This window comes from Streptomyces sp. NPDC005374 (genome assembly GCF_042872225.1).
In the GTDB taxonomy this organism is placed as follows: Bacteria; Actinomycetota; Actinomycetes; order Streptomycetales; family Streptomycetaceae; genus Streptomyces.
This window is the reverse complement of the sequence record NZ_JBIAKA010000017.1, coordinates 1-16,096: the sequence shown is the minus strand read 5'-3', so window position 1 is coordinate 16,096 and position 16,096 is coordinate 1. Positions and strand designations below refer to the sequence as shown.

Annotated in this window: 16 protein-coding genes; 5 read left to right on the top strand and 11 right to left on the bottom strand. The window is 71.3% G+C overall.

Going from position 1 to position 16,096, the window contains the following annotated elements:
- Positions 1 to 21: 21 nt before the first annotated feature.
- Positions 22 to 726, bottom strand: a complete 705-nt coding sequence (locus ACFYRX_RS35055; RefSeq protein ID WP_389108781.1) for a uracil-DNA glycosylase — start codon at positions 724 to 726, stop codon at positions 22 to 24.
- A gap of 95 nt (positions 727 to 821) precedes the next feature.
- Here ACFYRX_RS35055 and ACFYRX_RS35050 point away from each other — a divergent pair, with 95 nt between their 5' ends.
- Positions 822 to 1,604 carry an RNA-binding S4 domain-containing protein gene (locus tag ACFYRX_RS35050; protein WP_389108779.1) on the top strand — a complete coding sequence of 261 codons (783 nt, stop codon included), beginning with the start codon at positions 822 to 824 and terminating at the stop codon, positions 1,602 to 1,604.
- 102 nt (positions 1,605 to 1,706) lie between these two features.
- On the opposite strand, the gene ACFYRX_RS35045 is transcribed toward ACFYRX_RS35050, so the two are convergent.
- Both ACFYRX_RS35045 and ACFYRX_RS35040 read right to left on the bottom strand, forming a co-directional pair.
- Positions 1,707 to 2,171: a DoxX family protein gene (locus tag ACFYRX_RS35045; protein ID WP_389108776.1), complete on the bottom strand. Its 465-nt coding sequence runs from the start codon at positions 2,169 to 2,171 to the stop codon at positions 1,707 to 1,709.
- A gap of 180 nt (positions 2,172 to 2,351) precedes the next feature.
- The gene (locus tag ACFYRX_RS35040) at positions 2,352 to 3,251 is read right to left on the bottom strand and encodes an acyltransferase domain-containing protein (RefSeq protein ID WP_389108774.1); all 900 of its coding nucleotides are present in this window, start codon (positions 3,249 to 3,251) and stop codon (positions 2,352 to 2,354) included.
- Positions 3,252 to 3,326: 75 nt separating this feature from the next.
- Here ACFYRX_RS35040 and ACFYRX_RS35035 point away from each other — a divergent pair, with 75 nt between their 5' ends.
- Positions 3,327 to 3,593, top strand: a complete 267-nt coding sequence (locus ACFYRX_RS35035; RefSeq protein WP_389108771.1) for a DUF6343 family protein — start codon at positions 3,327 to 3,329, stop codon at positions 3,591 to 3,593.
- 22 nt (positions 3,594 to 3,615) lie between these two features.
- Here ACFYRX_RS35035 and ACFYRX_RS35030 read toward each other — a convergent pair whose 3' ends face one another.
- The 4 genes from ACFYRX_RS35030 to rpsA all read right to left on the bottom strand — a co-directional run bounded on the left by ACFYRX_RS35030 (position 3,616) and on the right by rpsA (position 7,408).
- Positions 3,616 to 3,996: a tetratricopeptide repeat protein gene (locus ACFYRX_RS35030; protein ID WP_389108768.1), complete on the bottom strand. Its 381-nt coding sequence runs from the start codon at positions 3,994 to 3,996 to the stop codon at positions 3,616 to 3,618.
- Positions 3,997 to 4,046: 50 nt separating this feature from the next.
- Complete coding sequence (coaE, locus tag ACFYRX_RS35025) at positions 4,047 to 4,700, bottom strand: dephospho-CoA kinase (protein ID WP_389108766.1); 654 nt, start codon at positions 4,698 to 4,700, stop codon at positions 4,047 to 4,049.
- 28 nt (positions 4,701 to 4,728) lie between these two features.
- Positions 4,729 to 5,667 carry a PAC2 family protein gene (locus ACFYRX_RS35020; protein ID WP_389108763.1) on the bottom strand — a complete coding sequence of 313 codons (939 nt, stop codon included), beginning with the start codon at positions 5,665 to 5,667 and terminating at the stop codon, positions 4,729 to 4,731.
- A 232-nt stretch (positions 5,668 to 5,899) separates the two neighbouring features.
- Positions 5,900 to 7,408 (bottom strand): 30S ribosomal protein S1, encoded by a 1,509-nt coding sequence (rpsA, locus tag ACFYRX_RS35015; RefSeq protein ID WP_389108760.1) that lies wholly within the window; start codon positions 7,406 to 7,408, stop codon positions 5,900 to 5,902.
- Between the two features lie 317 nt (positions 7,409 to 7,725).
- Between rpsA and ACFYRX_RS35010 the strand changes: the two genes are divergently transcribed.
- Both ACFYRX_RS35010 and hrpB read left to right on the top strand, forming a co-directional pair.
- Positions 7,726 to 8,619, top strand: coding sequence for a class I SAM-dependent methyltransferase (locus tag ACFYRX_RS35010; protein WP_389108758.1), 894 nt, complete (start codon positions 7,726 to 7,728; stop codon positions 8,617 to 8,619).
- A gap of 31 nt (positions 8,620 to 8,650) precedes the next feature.
- Positions 8,651 to 11,125 (top strand): ATP-dependent helicase HrpB, encoded by a 2,475-nt coding sequence (hrpB, locus tag ACFYRX_RS35005; RefSeq protein ID WP_389108756.1) that lies wholly within the window; start codon positions 8,651 to 8,653, stop codon positions 11,123 to 11,125.
- Here the strand turns inward: hrpB and ACFYRX_RS35000 are convergent.
- The 3 genes from ACFYRX_RS35000 to ACFYRX_RS34990 form a co-directional block, all read right to left on the bottom strand.
- Positions 11,115 to 12,101, bottom strand: coding sequence for a DUF3068 domain-containing protein (locus ACFYRX_RS35000; RefSeq protein ID WP_389108753.1), 987 nt, complete (start codon positions 12,099 to 12,101; stop codon positions 11,115 to 11,117). The two genes, hrpB and ACFYRX_RS35000, sit on opposite strands and share 11 nt — an antisense overlap.
- 21 nt (positions 12,102 to 12,122) lie before the next feature.
- Positions 12,123 to 12,257, bottom strand: coding sequence for an SPW_0924 family protein (locus ACFYRX_RS34995; RefSeq protein ID WP_389108751.1), 135 nt, complete (start codon positions 12,255 to 12,257; stop codon positions 12,123 to 12,125).
- A 146-nt stretch (positions 12,258 to 12,403) separates the two neighbouring features.
- The gene (locus ACFYRX_RS34990) at positions 12,404 to 14,152 is read right to left on the bottom strand and encodes a lytic transglycosylase domain-containing protein (protein ID WP_389108747.1); all 1,749 of its coding nucleotides are present in this window, start codon (positions 14,150 to 14,152) and stop codon (positions 12,404 to 12,406) included.
- Between the two features lie 308 nt (positions 14,153 to 14,460).
- Between ACFYRX_RS34990 and ACFYRX_RS34985 the strand changes: the two genes are divergently transcribed.
- The gene (locus ACFYRX_RS34985; RefSeq protein ID WP_389108744.1) at positions 14,461 to 15,306 is read left to right on the top strand and encodes a DUF4184 family protein; all 846 of its coding nucleotides are present in this window, start codon (positions 14,461 to 14,463) and stop codon (positions 15,304 to 15,306) included.
- Here the strand turns inward: ACFYRX_RS34985 and ACFYRX_RS34980 are convergent.
- Positions 15,239 to 15,640: a hypothetical protein gene (locus ACFYRX_RS34980; RefSeq protein ID WP_389108741.1), complete on the bottom strand. Its 402-nt coding sequence runs from the start codon at positions 15,638 to 15,640 to the stop codon at positions 15,239 to 15,241. The genes ACFYRX_RS34985 and ACFYRX_RS34980 overlap by 68 nt on opposite strands.
- Positions 15,641 to 16,096 lie beyond the last annotated feature (456 nt).

Here is a 16,096-nt window from a genome sequence, read left to right as displayed (position 1 = left end):
GACAGCCTCGTCGCGCCCTTTTCAGGCAGTACCGCCGTGCCCGTTCAGCCCCGCTGCCCGCGCCGCCGTGCGCAGCACCTCCCGCAGCATCGCGGGGGTGAGCTTGCCGGTGAAGGTGTTGCGCTGACTGACGTGGAAGCAGCCGAAGAGTTCGAGGCCGTCGAGCGGGACACGCACCCCGTGCCCGAAGACGGGCCGCGGCCGGGGCACGCTCCACCCCGCCGCCGTGAACGCGGGCAGCGCGGCCTGCCAGCCGAAGGCGCCGAGCACGACCACGGCCCGCAACGTCGGCCGCAGCAGGTTCAGTTCCTCGACCAGCCAGGGTCGGCAGGTGTCGCGCTCCCCGGGAGTCGGCTTGTTGGCGGGCGGCGCGCAGTGCACGGGCGAGGTGATCCGCACGCAGTGCAGTTCCAGGCCGTCGTCCGCGGTCACGGCGGTCGGCTGCGAGGCGAGCCCGAGGTCGTACAGCGCCTGGTACAGCACGTCCCCGGAACGGTCACCGGTGAACATCCGCCCCGTACGGTTCCCGCCGTGGGCGGCCGGCGCGAGCCCGACGATCAACAGCCGCGCATCCGACGGCCCGAATCCGGGCACCGGGCGCCCCCAGTACGTCCAGTCCTCGAAGGCGGCCCGCTTGGTACGTGCCACCTCCTCACGCCAGTCGACCAGACGCGGGCAGGCACGACAGTCCGCGATCCGGTGGTCAAGAGCGGTCAGGGCATCCACGGCTCCACGGTACGACCCTGACCGACCGGGCGACGGCGAGCGCCTGCCCGAAAACCCGGCCGGGGTGTGAGGCCTCGGGTACTAAGGTCGCAGGCATGGGTGTGGAGCGTACGGACGACAGCGAGACGGGTGGGACGGACCGGACGGGCTCGACCGCCGAAGGTCCCGAGATGAAGGCCGCCGCCCCGGCCCCCGAAGCCGTGGCCGCTGAAGCCGTGACCGCTGAGACCGCGGCCCCCGAGACACCGGACCCGAAGATCGCCGCAGCCGTCGCCGCCGCGGAGGCCGCCGGGCCGCAGAACGGCGGGGCCGTGCGCACCGACAGCTGGATCTGGTCCGTGCGGCTGGTCAAGACCCGTTCGGCCGGGGCCACCGCCTGCCGGGGCGGGCATGTGCGGGTGAACGGTGAGAGGGTGAAGCCCGCCCACTCCCTGCGCGTCGGCGACGAAGTACGCGTCCGCGAGGAGGGCCGGGAACGGATCGTCGTCGTCAAGCGCCTGATCCGTAAGCGGGTCGGCGCTCCTGTGGCCGCCGAGTGCTACGTCGACAACTCTCCCCCGCCGCCGCCCCGCGAGGCCTTCGCTCCCGCCGGTGTCCGGGACCGCGGGGCGGGCCGCCCGACCAAGCGGGACCGCCGCGAGCTGGAACGCCTGCGCGGCCTCGCGGAAGGCGACCGCCGCAACCGGTTCACCGGACCGGGCGGCCCGAGCGGGTCCGGCGCCCCGGACGACCCCGAGGGCGCGAACGCCCCCGACGGCCCGTCCGACACCCGCCGCTCGGACAGGAGCGGGAACTCCTCGGACAGGGGCGGCAACTCGAGGAGGGCCGGTAGCCCGAGCAGGGCCGGAAACCCGCGCAGAGCCAGGCGCTCCAGCTGAGCCACGTCCCGAACAGGAAACCGTCGGCCACCGAGGTGAGGCCGGTTCCCGCCCTTCCGGAGGGGAGCGGCCTCACCGCGGTGGCCGACGGACGGCTCGCCGTCACGCCCGTCGTCGCACCAGCCGCAGCAGATCCGCGTTGTGCCGGCGCCGGGCCCAGGCGATCAGGGCGAGCGGGACGATCAGGATGAGCGGGGTCGCCGCGTTCTCCCCGTCGAAGTAGCTGAGCTGGACGACGAACGCGCCGACCATCAGCCCGCTCAGCGCCACGGCTGCCACGGACTGCAGGACGGGGATCAACAGGGCGATCCCACCGGCCAGTTCGAGAACTCCGATGACGTACATCCCCGCGCTGCCCCAGCCCATCTTGTCGAAGCCCTCGACGGCCGAGGGGTGTGCGATCAGCTTGGGAAGCGCGCTGGCGACGACGTAGAAGAGGGCGAGTACGACCTGAAGGGTGCGCAGGGCGATCCGGGCCCGGCGGCCGCGGGAGGTCGAGGACTCGGCGATGACGGGAGCGTCGGCGACGGAAGCGGTGCGGGTGACGGGGACGGTGGTCTCGGACATCGGGGTCTCCTGGGGAAGCGGTCGTTGGTGCTTTCACAGAGGTAGACCCGCACCCGCTGCGGAACTCATCGCCGTACCACCACCGATTTCCCTCGGGCTCCCACATCCCCAGCTTCATGACCGCCCAACGGCCCGCATCCGTACGGCCGTTCCCGAGGCGGACGAGTTCACCCGTCCGAGCTACAGGGGAAACCAGCCGCGCCCGATGTACCAGTGCCGGCCGGCCCGCAGGTGGTCGCCGACGGCCCGTTCCAGCACCGTGCGCCGGGGCAGGCTGTCCACCGGCAGCTCCGCGTCACCGAACACGAACTGCACCGGCTCGGTGTCCTCCGGCTCCCCGTACTCGGGGGCCAGCCGGAAACGCTCCTGGAACCGGACGATGTTGGAGTCCGCGGGCAGATACTCCTTCAGCTGAGGGTCGAGCAGCCAGGAATGGCACAGCGCGGCCCGGTACGGCTCCTCCGGGTAGTGCCGGGTGAAGAACTCGTCGGCCAGGGCGAGTGAGCGGTCGCAGGACTCCGGGGACAGCGGGCCGAGGAAGTCGGGGATGTGCAGGCTCAGACAGGGCGTGCCCGGGGCGATGTCCGCTCCGGCGGCCGTCAGGGCCCGCCGGTTCCAGGGCCCGCACCGCGTCCGTTCGAACTGGAGCCGTCCCAGCTGGTACAGCTCGCCGCGGAAGTGCCGGGTCAGCCAGCGCGGTGACTGCACGCCGGCCCTGCCGTACCGCCTGCGGTGCACGGCCATGTTCCGCCCGAGGTCGGCGAGGGTGCGCCGGGAGACGTCGTCCGGGATGCCGAGCGAGCGGTGGTACGCGCGGGTGTGGGGCAGCGCCGCGACGAACACGTAGACGGGGAAGCAGCGTTGGAGGGCGCCGGCCGGCCAGTCGAGGTCGGGCAGGACGATCGGGTCGTCGGCCTTGCCCAGGTCCCGGACGAGTTCGTCGACGGAGTGTTCCAGAAACCTCCGCAGCTCAGGGTCGTCCATGACCCGTCGGCCCATCCGCACCAGTTCGTTGACGTCCTCGTGCGGCACGGCGAGTTCCACCAGTACCTCGGCCAGTTCGTCGGCGTCGGGAAGCACGCGGTGACCTCCTGTTCGACCCTTTGGTCAACGTCCGTTCCGAAGAGTACGTTGCAGTCAGGAGTGGTGATTGCGATGCGTACGGGCAGTGAGCCGACGACAGCACGCAGTGCGCTGCGGGCGCGGTTCTGGCTGAGTGTGTGGGGGCTGGTCTGGACGCTGCTCGGCACGGCCGCGTTCGCGCTGGCGGGGCGGCCCGGGTGGGCCCTCGCCTGCGGGGTGCTGTGGCTGGTGATCACCGCCGACCTGGTGGTGATCCTCCGGCACATCCGCCAGGGCCCGCACTATCAGCCCGGCCCCGACATCCCGCCGTACCGGCCACCGGAGAACCCTCACAGGTAGCCGCAGCACCTGAGGGCAGCCGTCAGGAGTCGAACCGCGCGGCCTTCAGGAACTCCGGTTTCGGGTCCAGCGCGGCCGCCAGCCGGAAGTGTCGCCTGGCCTGGTCCGGCCGCCCCTGTCGCTCATAGGTGCGGGCGAGCGCGAAGTGGGCGAAGGCGTTGTCCGGCTCGCGCTCCAGGACGATGGTGAACTCCAGCTCGGCGGGACGCAGTTGCGCGGCCGCGAAGAAGGCACGCGCGCGCAGCAGCCGGGCCGCGGTGTTCTCCGGGTGGGCGGCGATGACCTGGTCGAGCAGCTTCACCGCACCCCGCGGGTCCCGCGCGGCGAGCAGCTGCTCGGCGGCACGGAAGTCGATGATATGCGTCTCCGGAGTACGTCCGGTCGAACCGCTGGTCTCGGGCACGGCAGAGTCCTTCCCTCACTGGAAGGGTTCAACGCCCGCACAGGGGGACGCTATTCCTGGGACGCCTGGGGCGGGTCGGCGGAAATGGCCTCGTCCGCCCCCTGGGCCGCACGCGTCCGCCGTACGAGATCGGCCCACACCTCGCGCACGCGTTCCCGCAGCTCTTCCAGGGGTACGTCGTTGTCGATCACGACATCCGCGATCTCCAGGCGCTTCTCGCGCGTCGCCTGGGCGGCCATACGCGCGCGCGCGTCCTGCTCCGTCATGCCGCGCAGGCGGACGAGCCGGTCGAGCTGGGTTCCGGGGCTCGCGTCGACGACGACCACGAGGTCGTAGAGCGCTGCGAGGGCGTTCTCCGCGAGGAGGGGCACGTCGTGCACGACGACCGCGTCCTCGGGGGCGGCGGACTCCAGCTCGCGGGATCGGGCGCCCACCAGTGGATGCACGATCGAGTTCAGTACGGCGAGCCGCTCCGGGTCGGCGAACACGATCGAGCCGAGCCTGGGCCGGTCCAGGCCGCCGTCCTCGGTGAGCACGTCCTCACCGAAGGCCTCCACGACCGCGGCGAGACCGGGTGTGCCCGGGGCGACGACCTCGCGCGCGATACGGTCCGCGTCGATCAGGACGGCGCCGTGCTCCACGAGGAGCCTGGACACCTCACTCTTGCCGACGCCGATACCGCCGGTCAGGCCCACCTTCAACATGACCGGCAGCCTAGACGGTCGCCGCGCGTCAGTTGTCGCCTTCTCGTTCCGCGAGGAAGCGCTCGAACTCTTTCCCGATCTCGTCCGCCGAGGGAATGTCGACCGGCTCGGCCAGCATGTTCCCCCGTGTCTCCGAGCCGGCCGCCGCGTCGTACTGGTGCTCGAGACCCTGGACGAGGGCCACGAGGTCCTCGTCGCCCTCCTGGATCTGGCGGTCGATCTCGGTCTGGGTGCGGTGGGCGTCGGTGCGCAGGGCGTGGGCGATGCCGGGCAGAACCATGCCGGTGGCGGCCGTGATGGCCTCCAGGACGGTCAGTGCGGCGTCCGGGTACGGCGAGCGCGCGATGTAGTGCGGCACGTGCGCCGCGACGCCCAGGACGTCGTGGCCTGCTTCCATGAGCCGGTACTCGACCAGAGCCTCGGCGCTGCCGGGCACCTGCGCCTCGTCGAAGGGGCTGCGGTGGCCGGGGACGAGGTCGTGGCGGTTGCCGTGCGGGGTGAGGCCTACGGGCCGGGTGTGCGGCACGCCCATGGGGATGCCGTGGAAGTTCACCGACAGCCGCACGCCGAGCCGCTCCACGATCTGCTGGACGGCCGCGGCGAAGCGCTCCCACTCCACGTCCGGCTCCGGGCCGGACAGCAGCAGGAAGGGCGCTCCGGTGGCGTCCTGGACGAGCCGCACGTCGAGCGTGGGCTCTTCGTAGTCCGTCCAGCGGTCGCGCTTGAAGGTGAGCAGCGGCCGGCGGGCGCGGTAGTCCACGAGCCGGTCGTGGTCGAAGCGGGCCACCACCTGATGGGGCAGCGTGTCGAGCAGCCGGTCGACGACCTGGTCGCCGGTCTCACCTGCGTCGATGTATCCGTCGAAGTGGTAGAGCATGACCAGTCCGGCCGACTCCTGGGCGAGCGCCATGTCAACCACGGCGAGCCCCTTGGGCTCCCATGCGTACAAACCCTGCGGATCAAGCACAGTGACCGCTCCTCCTCGTGTTCATACGCTTCAACACGCCCTGGAACAGCGGCATTCCCACCCACGACCCTGATCAGGCCATCTCTTACGCCCTTTTCGTTCGAGGGGCGCGGGGAACTGCGCGACAAGCCCGCACCGGCCCGCAGCGAACAACGAACCCGGGCAACGCTGAAGGACCGCACCTCGAAAGGTACGGCCCTTCAGTCACCTGCTAGACCTCAGCGGGAAGCGTTCAGCTCTGGCCGCCGGCCAGCTTCTCGCGAAGCGCGGCAAGCGCCTCGTCCGACGCCAGCGCACCGGAGGTGTCCGCACCCTCGGAGGAGTACGAGCTGCCACCGCCGCCACCGCCCGCGGCCGGAGCCGCACCCGCAGCGTCGCCGCCCTCGGCCGCAGCAGCGGCGTCGGCCTCGCGGGACTTGATGACCTGCTGCTGGTGCTGCTCGAAGCGGGTCTGCGCCTCGGCGTACTGGGTCTCCCACACCTCGCGCTGGGATTCGAAGCCCTCGAGCCAGTCGTTGGTCTCGGGGTCGAAGCCCTCGGGGTAGATGTAGTTGCCCTGGTCGTCGTAGGACGCGGCCATGCCGTACAGGGTCGGGTCGAACTCGACCGAAGCCGGGTCCCCACCGAAGGCCTCGTTGGCCTGCTTCAGCGAGAGGCTGATGCGACGGCGCTCGAGGTCGATGTCGATGACCTTGACGAAGATCTCGTCGTTGACCTGGACGACCTGCTCCGGGATCTCCACGTGGCGCTCGGCCAGCTCGGAGATGTGGACCAGACCCTCGATGCCCTCGTCCACGCGGACGAACGCACCGAACGGAACCAGCTTCGTGACCTTGCCGGGCACGACCTGGCCGATCTGGTGGGTCCGGGCGAACTGCTGCCACGGGTCTTCCTGCGTCGCCTTCAGCGACAGGGAGACACGCTCGCGGTCCATGTCGACGTCGAGGACCTCGACGGTGACTTCCTGGCCGACCTCGACAACCTCGGAGGGGTGGTCGATGTGCTTCCAGGAGAGCTCGGAGACGTGCACGAGACCGTCGACGCCACCCAGGTCCACGAAGGCACCGAAGTTGACGATCGAGGAGACGACGCCGGAACGGACCTGGCCCTTCTGCAGGGTCGTGAGGAAGGTCTGGCGAACCTCCGACTGGGTCTGCTCCAGCCAGGCGCGGCGGGACAGGACCACGTTGTTGCGGTTCTTGTCCAGCTCGATGATCTTGGCCTCGAGCTCCTTGCCCACGTAGGGCTGGAGGTCGCGGACACGGCGCATCTCGACGAGGGAAGCCGGCAGGAAGCCACGGAGGCCGATGTCGAGGATGAGACCACCCTTGACGACCTCGATGACGGTACCGGTGACGATGCCGTCCTCTTCCTTGATCTTCTCGATGGTGCCCCAGGCGCGCTCGTACTGGGCGCGCTTCTTCGAGAGGATCAGGCGGCCTTCCTTGTCCTCCTTCTGGAGAACAAGGGCTTCGATCTCGTCACCGACGGCGACGACCTCGTTGGGGTCGACGTCGTGCTTGATCGAGAGCTCGCGGCTCGGGATGACACCTTCGGTCTTGTAACCGATGTCGAGCAGGACCTCGTCCCGGTCGACCTTCACGATGACGCCGTCGACGATGTCGCCGTCGTTGAAGTACTTGATCGTCTCGTCGATCGCGGCGAGGAAGGCTTCCTCGTTACCGATGTCGTTGACCGCTACCTGCGGAGTGGTAGAGGTGGTCTCGGTGCTGCTCGTCATGTGGGAAAGGGCTCCGGTACGGACAGTGAGTCGTAGGTACTGCTACGCCGGGAGCCCGTGTCGCTCTGAAGAAGCCGGACAGCCAAGGAAGCGCCACTTTGGAAAAAATCCGGTGACGCCTCGAAAACCGAGGGGACATACGACAGATGCGGCGCAACCTGCTACGTCTGAGGTGCGCAGGCCCGCAGCGCAACTTGTAGCATACGGGGGCAGCCGGACAGGGTCAATGCGCGAAGGCGCACACCCGGGGCGGATCGCCGCATACCCGGCACAAAACATGTCTCACGAGGCCACGCGGGCCCGATGACGCCCCATTCGTGACGCCGTCGCGACGGGTCCGACGGAAGATCCCGCACATTAGTACGAGGGAGCCGATCATCCAAGAGCCCGCAGCACACCAGCAGGCGACCGGGCCGGACGACGAGTCGGAGGCCACCCGGCGCGACGCGGACGTCACCGAGAGCTCCCGGGCCAACCGCGGCTGGTGGGACCGCAACGCCGACGAGTACCAGATCGAGCACGGCACGTTCCTCGGTGACGACCGTTTCGTGTGGGGCCCCGAGGGCCTCGACGAGGTGGAGGCCGAGTTGCTGGGCCCCTCCGAGGACCTCAAGGGCAAGGACGTCCTGGAGATCGGCGCCGGGGCGGCCCAGTGCGCGCGCTGGCTGGCCGTGCAGGGCGCCCGCCCGGTCGCCCTCGACATCTCCCACCGCCAGCTCCAGCACGCCCTGCGCATCGGCACGTCCTTCCCCCTGGTGTGCGCCGACGCGGGCGCCCTGCCCTTCGCGGACAACTCCTTCGACCTGGCGTGCTCGGCGTACGGCGCGATGCCGTTCGTCGCCGACCCGGTGCTGGTCCTGACGGAGGTGCGCCGCGTCCTGCGCCCGGGCGGCCGCTTCGTCTTCTCGGTCACGCACCCGATCCGCTGGGCCTTCCCGGACGAGCCCGGCCCCGAGGGTCTGTCCGTCTCCGCCTCCTACTTCGACCGCACGCCCTACGTCGAGCAGGACGACAGCGGCCACGCGGTGTACGTCGAGCACCACCGCACGATCGGCGACCGGGTGCGCGACGTGGTCGCCGGCGGCTTCCGCCTGGTCGACCTGGTCGAGCCGGAGTGGCCGGCCTGGAACACCTCGGAGTGGGGCGGCTGGTCCCCGTTGCGCGGGAACCTGATCCCCGGGTCCGCCATCTTCGTGTGCGAGCGCGACTGAGGCGTTCCGGCTGTCGTACGACACTAGGGGCGTGATCCGTTACGACGCCCTGGACTCCCTTCCCGTACGCGGTGCCCTGCCCGCGCTGGGCGACGCCCTGGAACGCCACGGTACGGCCGTCCTGGTCGCCCCACCCGGGACCGGCAAGACGACCCTCGTACCGCTGGCCCTCGCCGGCCTGCTGGACTCCGAAGCACCCGCGCGGAAAGTCGTCGTGGCCGAACCCCGCCGTATCGCCGCCCGCGCCGCCGCCCGGCGGATGGCGTGGCTGCTGGGCGAGAAGGTAGGCGGGAGCGTCGGCTACACGGTGCGCGGCGAGCGGGTGGTCGGACGGCACACGCGCGTGGAGGTCGTCACGACGGGCGTGCTGCTCCAGCGGCTCCAGCGCGATCAGGAGCTGGCCGGTGTCGAGGCGGTGGTGCTCGACGAGTGCCACGAGCGGCATCTGGACGCGGACACCACGGCGGCCTTCCTCTGGGACGTACGGCAGACCCTGCGCCCGGAGCTGCGCCTGGTGGCCGCGTCCGCGACGACCGATGCCCAGGGGTGGGCACGGCTGCTGGGCGACGCACCCGTCGTCGAGGCGCAGGGCGTCTCCCATCCGGTGGAGGTCGTGTGGGCGCCGCCGTCCCGTCCCGTACGGCCGCCGCACGGCCTGCGCGTCGACCCCGTGCTGCTCACGCATGTGGCGTCGGTCGTACGGCGGGCGCTGGCCGAACGGGACGGGGACGTGCTGTGCTTCCTGCCGGGCGTGGGCGAGATCGCGCGTGTGGCCGGGCAGTTGGGCGCCCTCGGCGACGTGGAGGTGCTCCAGGTCCACGGCCGGGCACCCGCGGCCGTCCAGGACGCGGTGCTGGCGGGCGGGGAGCGGCGGCGGGTGGTGCTGACGACCTCCGTGGCCGAGTCGTCCCTGACGGTGCCCGGGGTACGGGTGGTCGTCGACTCGGGGCTGGCGCGCGAGCCGCGCGTCGACCACGCGCGCGGGCTGAGCGCGCTGGCGACCGTAAGGGCCTCGCAGGCGGCCGGTCGGCAGCGGGCCGGGCGTGCCGGGCGGGAGGCGCCGGGTGCGGTCTACCGGTGCTGGGCGGAGGCCGAGGACGTCCGTCTGCCGCGTTTCCCGTCGCCGGAGATCAAGGTGGCCGACCTGACGGCGTTCGCGTTGCAGGTGGCCTGCTGGGGCGACCCGGACGCATCTGGCCTCGCGCTGCTGGATCCGCCGCCGGGCGGGGCGATGGCGGCGGCCCGTGAGGTTCTGAGGGCCGTCGGAGCGGTGGACGCGGACGGCCGGGCCACCGCGCGGGGTGCGCGGCTGGCCCGGCTGGGGCTGCATCCCCGGCTGGGGCGGGCGTTGCTGGACACCTCCGGTGCGGGGGCCGAGGTGATCGCGCTGCTGTCGGAGGAACCGCCCCGGGAGTACGGCGACGACCTGACGGCCGCCCTGCGGACCGCTCGACGGGGCAGCGACTCCTATGCGGGGCGCTGGCGGACGGAGGTGCGGCGACTGCGGTCCGCCGCGCCGGAGTTCACGGGGGCGGCTGCCGGGAGTGACGGGCTCGTGGCCGCGCTCGCCTTCCCCGAGCGCGTCGCCAGGGCCGACGGCGGCTCCTATCTCATGGCTTCCGGTACCCGCGCCGAGCTCTCCGACGGCTCCCCTCTGCGGGGAGCTCCCTGGATCGCCGTGGCCGTGGCCGACCGCCCGGTCGGGAAGGGGCACGCGCGTGTGCAGCTCGCCGCCGTGATCGACGAGGACACGGCCAGGTCGGCGGCGGCGTCGCTGCACTCCGAGCTCAAGGAGGTGCACTGGGCCGACGGGGACGTCGTGGCACGGCGGGTGGAACGGCTCGGCGCGATCGAACTCGCGGCACGGTCTCTCAAGAACGCCGACCCCGCCCTCGTACGCGAGGCCCTTCTGGACGGACTCCGTCAGGACGGACTGCGGCTGCTGCGGTGGACGCCCGACGCCGACGTGCTGCGGCAGCGTCTCGCGTTCCTGCACCACCACCTCGGCGACCCGTGGCCCGAAGTCTCCGAGGACGCGCTCCACGCGCGTGTGGACGAATGGCTGGAGCCGGAGCTGAGCCGCGCCCGGCGACGCGCCGACCTGGGGCGCATCGACGCGGGAGGGGCGCTGGCGCGTCTCCTTCCCTGGGCCTCGGGCGAGGCCACGCGGCTCGACGAACTGGCACCGGAGCGGGTCGCCGTACCGAGTGGGTCCAGAATCCGGATCGACTACGGCGACCCCGGGCAGCCGGTCCTCGCCGTGAAGCTGCAGGAGATGTTCGGGCTCCAGGAGTCGCCCCGGGTCGCGGGCGTTCCGCTGCTCGTGCATCTCCTCTCCCCCGCCGGGCGCCCCGCAGCCGTCACCGCCGACCTCGCGTCCTTCTGGAAGGACGGCTACAAGGGGGTGCGGGCGGAGTTGCGCGGCCGGTATCCGAAGCATCCGTGGCCCGAGGATCCGGCGGGCGCCGAGCCGACTCGGCACACCAACGCGCGGCTCAGGCGCTGACCGGTTCCGGTGTCTCCGCCTTCACGGGGGCCGGGCGACGGCTGCGGGCCTCCAGCCACAGCGACAGGGCCAGCAGCAGGACGCCCAGGGTCAGAGAGCCCCAGGGCAGGTAGGCGGTCATCAGGAGGATCAGGGTGCGGTTCGACTTGACCAGGTCGACCGTGTGCTCGATGTAGTCCTCGCGCATCTTCACGTCACCGGCGAAGACCGTCACCTTGTCGCGGCCGCCGAGCAGGGTGCCGCCGCGCAGCTCCTCCTTGTGGATTTCCTCGCCGTTGACGGGGGCGCCGGTGAGGGGTTCGACCCAGAACTTGCGGACCGTGGTGTACCAGCGGGTCGTGCCCGTCTTCGCGATGGCGGCGGGGGTGATCCCCTGGACCGGCATGGTCTTCGGGAAGGGCACCTTGGTCCAGGGGATCGTCTGCTCGAAGTAGTAGACCTCGACGCCACGGAAGTTCTGGGTGCCCTTGTAGTGGATGGGGGCCGAGGTGCGGGCCTGGGCGTCGAAGTACTCGTAGTCCCGCTTCTCCGTCAGGAAGGGGAACTTGAACTCGATTCCCTCGCGCTTGACCGGGGTGCCATCGACCATCTCGCCGGTGGCGTGGACGGGTTCCTGGGTGTGGGCGTCGAAGATGTAGCGCTCGGGGATCTTGGAGACCATCCTGCCGTCGGGGCCGACGACATAGGACAGGCCGTCCCAGACGACGACGTCCTTGCCCGCCGTCTTCTCGATCTTCTCGGAGGCCTCCACGTTGCCCTTGAGGGTCTGCACGATGGTGACCTTGGAAACCTTCTTCGCCTTCATTCCGTCGTTGTAGTCGATGAGGGTCGCGTTCTTCGCCTCCAGGACCATGTCCTGGTACTGGTTCGCGGGGATCTTGGCCAGGCGCGGGAAGGCGTACCAGCGCGTCAGTGGGGACAGCGCCGCGAAGAACACGGCGAGGGCGAGCAGGACCAGGCTGGTCTTGCGGCGCATCTCGGCCTCCCGGGCGGGCGGTTACGGGTGTGCGGGCACCGTCGTCAGCAGTGGCTTCGGAGACGTCTTCCCCGTCGGCTGCCCCATCGCGGTGATGGCGAGGATCAGGGCGAACGCGAGGGCGAGACCGGTCGCGGCGGCGATCAGGGCGCGCATGGCTGCCTCCCTGCCAACGGGAACTGATACATCGTCAGGTCCGGCACCGTAGCAACGGGCGGGCAAGATGAGAACACGTCGCGCACAGACGAAGGGCGCCCTGTCCGCCGTGGCGGAAAGGACGCCCTGCGAGGTGGGTCCGGTGTCTACGAACTCGCGCTCGGGCTGGGCGACGGGCTCGCGGTGGTGTCCGTGGCGGTGGCGGCCGCCACGGTCAGCGTCACGTCGAGCGTCGCGCCGCCCGGGGTGGTGATGCGGAGCACGAAGGTGCCGGTGGTGTCGTCGGCGTAGAGCTGCGGCAGCTTCAGCAGGCCGTCGGCGTCCGTCGTGAGGCCCGTCAGGGTGCGGACGGTCTTGCCGTCGGCGTCCTTGAAGTAGGGGCCCTTGTCGTTCTCGGTGGCGTCGTCGGCCGACGTGATCAGGGTGGCGGTGGCGGCGACCTTGTCGGCCACGGCGTCCTTGTAGGTGGCCTTCACCCGGACCGCGTCGGCGAACTCGCCGCCCGGGGTGCAGGTCAGATCGGTCGTGGCGGTCCGGACGAGGGTGTCGGCGACGCGCTGGGTCACGGTGGCCGTGTAGGTGGGGCCGGTGACCGTACGGCCGATGAGCGTCGCACGGACCGTGAAGGCGCCGGTGGTCTCGCCCGCCTGGAGCGCGGGCGCGGTGGCCACACCGGAGGCGCCCGTGAGACCGGTGGCGACCTTCTCGCCGCCGGTGAAGGTGGCGTCGGTGTCGCCGACGATCGTGAAGCGGATCCGGACCTTGGGAACGCCCATGCCCGCGGCGTTCTCGGCCTTGGTGCTGATCTTCTGCGTGAACGCGTCGCCCGCCGTGGCGGTGAGCTTCGCCGTGCCCGAGTCCTCCAGGTGGTCCACCGACTGGGTCGGGGTGACGGGAGTCGTCGGAGCCGGCGAGGTCGGGGTCCCCGAGGAGGGCGGGGTGGTCGAGGGCGGAGTCGGGCTCGGACTCGGCGAGCCGGTGCCGGGCGTGTTCGGCGTGGACGTACCCGGCGTCGTGGTCGACGGCGTCGAGTAGGACGAGCCGTTGCCGCCGCTGCCGTCGCTGCGGCTGTCCGGGACGCTGCCGGTGCCGTCGGGGACCTCGTAGGTGCCCTTGCGGTAGTACTCCAGCCACGACAGGACCGTGTTCAGGTAAGCCCGCGAGGGGTTGTAACTGAGGATCGCCGTGTCCAGGTCACCACTGTCCGACAGATCCCAGCCGTTGCGGCACAGGTAGTGGCCGGCGGCGAGGGAGGCGTCGTAGACGTTGTTCGGGTCCTTCACCCCGTCGCCGTTGCCGTCGCGGCCGGCCCACGCCCAGGTGGACGGGATGAACTGCATCGGGCCGACGGCCGAGTCGTACGCGGTGTCGCCGTCGTAGGCACCGTTGTCGGTGTCCTTGATGAGCTCGAAGCCGTTGCCGTCGAGCTGCGGGCCGAGAATCCTGGAGGTCGTGGTGCCCTCCGCGTCGACCCGGCCGCCGCGGGCCTGGCCCGACTCGACCTGGCCGATGGCCGCGAGGAGCTGCCAGGGCAGGTTGCAGCCGGGCTTGGACTCCTGGAGCTCGGCCGCAGCCTGCTTGTAGGCGGCGAGGACGGTCGCGGGTATACCGGCCTCGGCCTCGGTCGGAGTGGTCGTGGCGGAGGTGCCGTCGGTCGGCGCGGGGTTCGGGGTGTTCAGCGGCGGCAGGTCCGTGTAGTACGGCGAGTTGCCGGTCGCGGTGCCGTCACCGGCGGTCCCGTCGGGGGAGGGCTGCGCGTCGGCGGCGGTCGATCTGCCGTTGTCGTCGACCGTCGCTCCCGGGGCCTGGGAAGCGGCCAGTGCCGCGACCGCGGCCGCGGCCACGGCGGTGGTCACCGCTCCCTTGCGGAGCCTCCTGCCGAATTGCGCCGCCATAAGGTGAACCCCTCCCAAGGACGCCCGAACGCCCGTCTCCGTCTGTCGCTCTCGTCCAGTTGTGACAGTCGAGCCGTCCTGGAGGTTGCCCCCGTGACGCACGGCAATTCCTGATGCGCACGTTCGACCGAGCTCCCCAGCGCGGTGACCCGTGCGACCCTACGACAACTTCCTTTCCTCGGACACCGGTTCGTGCCCGTTATTCACCGGTTGGCCATGTTCGATCTGCGCGGGACCGCGTCGCCCATACTGGACGGGACCGATCGCCCGGGCCGCCGCCCGGCCAACACCCGCCGCAAGGAGCCCCGTTGCCGTTCACCCTGAGCCATGCGGCGGCGGTACTGCCCGCGGTGCGGTCCGACGGGACCGGCCGGGGACGACTGGTTCCGGCCGTACTCGTGGCCGGCTCCTTCTCGCCCGACATGACCTATTTCGCGGCAAGTGCCGTTTCCGGGGCGATGGAGTTCGGCACCGTCACCCACTCCTTCCCGGGCGTCTTCACGGTCGACGTCCTGACCGCCTGGGCGCTGGTGGGCCTGTGGCTGCTGCTGCGCGAGCCGCTGGTGGCCCTGCTGCCACGGGGACGGCGGGCCAGAACGGCGACCCTGCTGCGCTGCGGAACACCACGCGCCCGCATCCGTACGCGACTGGTCGTGCGCTGGTACGTCTCCGCCGCATTGGGGGCGCTCACCCATGTCGTGTGGGACGCGTTCACCCACTACGACCGGTGGGGGATGCGGCTGCTGCCCGTCCTGGGCCGGGAGGTGCACGGGTCCCCTCTGTACTGGTATCTCCAGTACGGCAGTTCGGCGGGGGCGGCGATCGTGATCACGGTGTTCTGCGGAATCGCGCTACGGCGGGCACCCTCGAACACCCGGCCCGCGGGGGTCCCCGAACTGTCGGTGCGGGACCGGTGGTGGGCCACGGCCGTGATCGGCGGGTGCGTGACGGTGGGCGCGGTGCAGCGGACCTCGCGGTGGTGGGCGGAACGGGGCTCCGCCGCGAAACCGTGGGAACTGATCCCGACGCTCTGCTTCGGCGCCGGGGCCGGGCTCGTGCTCGGGGTGCTGTTGTACGCCGTGGGGGTCAGGCTGTGGCGTCCGGCTCCGGTGTCCGGTGATCCGCGGGAGGCCGGTCTTCCGATCGCCCGCTGACGGTGCCGGCCGGCGCGACGAACACCGTCATCGTGGGCAGCGGCCGGGACCGGGGCAGCAGGGTGAGGGCCAGGGCCAGATGACCGAGCGCCATCTCGGCCCACCGCCGGCGGCCGGAGACCACGGCGTCCCCGCCACGGCGGGCAAGGCGGCCCGGGACGCCGGCCCGCGCCCGGCGCAGGAGAATCGCCAGGTCGACGGGGATGCGGGCGGTACTTGCGGCGGCCGCATGGGCCGGGACCGGAGGCCGCGTGAAGGACGGGACCTTGTCGGCGTGCACCTGTGCCTGCGTCCGTGCGGGGGCCGTCCGGCGGTGGAGCATGCGTATACCCATGACCGCATCCTGGCCGGGGGTGCGAGCGGGGGCGCTGTTCTGACGTCCACGCGAGTGATGGGTGCGGGTCAGTGGGGGCTGGTCGCGCAGTTCCCCGCGCCCCTGAGTGGGGACGGTGAACCCTCAGAGGGGGTGGGACGCTCTGCCGTAGAGCGGGTGCGGCCCGGTGGGGGCTGATCGCGCAGTTCCCCGCGCCCCTGAGTGGGGACAGCGAACGCACCTTCGAAGGCGCACCGAGTGGGGGCTGGTCGCGCAGTTCCCCGCGCCCCTGAGTGGGGACGGTGGACGCACCTTTGGATGCACACGGCCCCCGCCCCCCGGGTGGGGACGGTGGACGCGCCTGCAGTCGCAGACGGCGGGAAGGGGACGGGGTGGGGGGTGTCCGCCCGCAGCGGCCGGCGTCCGGAACCGAGCACTGTCGAAACGACCGAGCCGCCGGACCGAGGACGGACACCC

What these genes read in the sequence shown, in the direction of transcription:
- ACFYRX_RS35050 (WP_389108779.1), top strand. Translation starts at nt 822, where the DNA reads ATGGGTGTGGAGCGTACGGACGACAGCGAGACGGGTGGGACGGACCGG.
- ACFYRX_RS35045 (WP_389108776.1), bottom strand. Translation starts at nt 2,171, where the DNA reads ATGTCCGAGACCACCGTCCCCGTCACCCGCACCGCTTCCGTCGCCGAC.
- ACFYRX_RS35035 (WP_389108771.1), top strand. Translation starts at nt 3,327, where the DNA reads ATGCGTACGGGCAGTGAGCCGACGACAGCACGCAGTGCGCTGCGGGCG.
- coaE (WP_389108766.1), bottom strand. Translation starts at nt 4,700, where the DNA reads ATGTTGAAGGTGGGCCTGACCGGCGGTATCGGCGTCGGCAAGAGTGAG.
- rpsA (WP_389108760.1), bottom strand. Translation starts at nt 7,408, where the DNA reads ATGACGAGCAGCACCGAGACCACCTCTACCACTCCGCAGGTAGCGGTC.
- ACFYRX_RS35000 (WP_389108753.1), bottom strand. Translation starts at nt 12,101, where the DNA reads ATGCGCCGCAAGACCAGCCTGGTCCTGCTCGCCCTCGCCGTGTTCTTC.
- ACFYRX_RS34995 (WP_389108751.1), bottom strand. Translation starts at nt 12,257, where the DNA reads ATGCGCGCCCTGATCGCCGCCGCGACCGGTCTCGCCCTCGCGTTCGCC.
- ACFYRX_RS34990 (WP_389108747.1), bottom strand. Translation starts at nt 14,152, where the DNA reads ATGGCGGCGCAATTCGGCAGGAGGCTCCGCAAGGGAGCGGTGACCACC.
- ACFYRX_RS34980 (WP_389108741.1), bottom strand. Translation starts at nt 15,640, where the DNA reads ATGGGTATACGCATGCTCCACCGCCGGACGGCCCCCGCACGGACGCAG.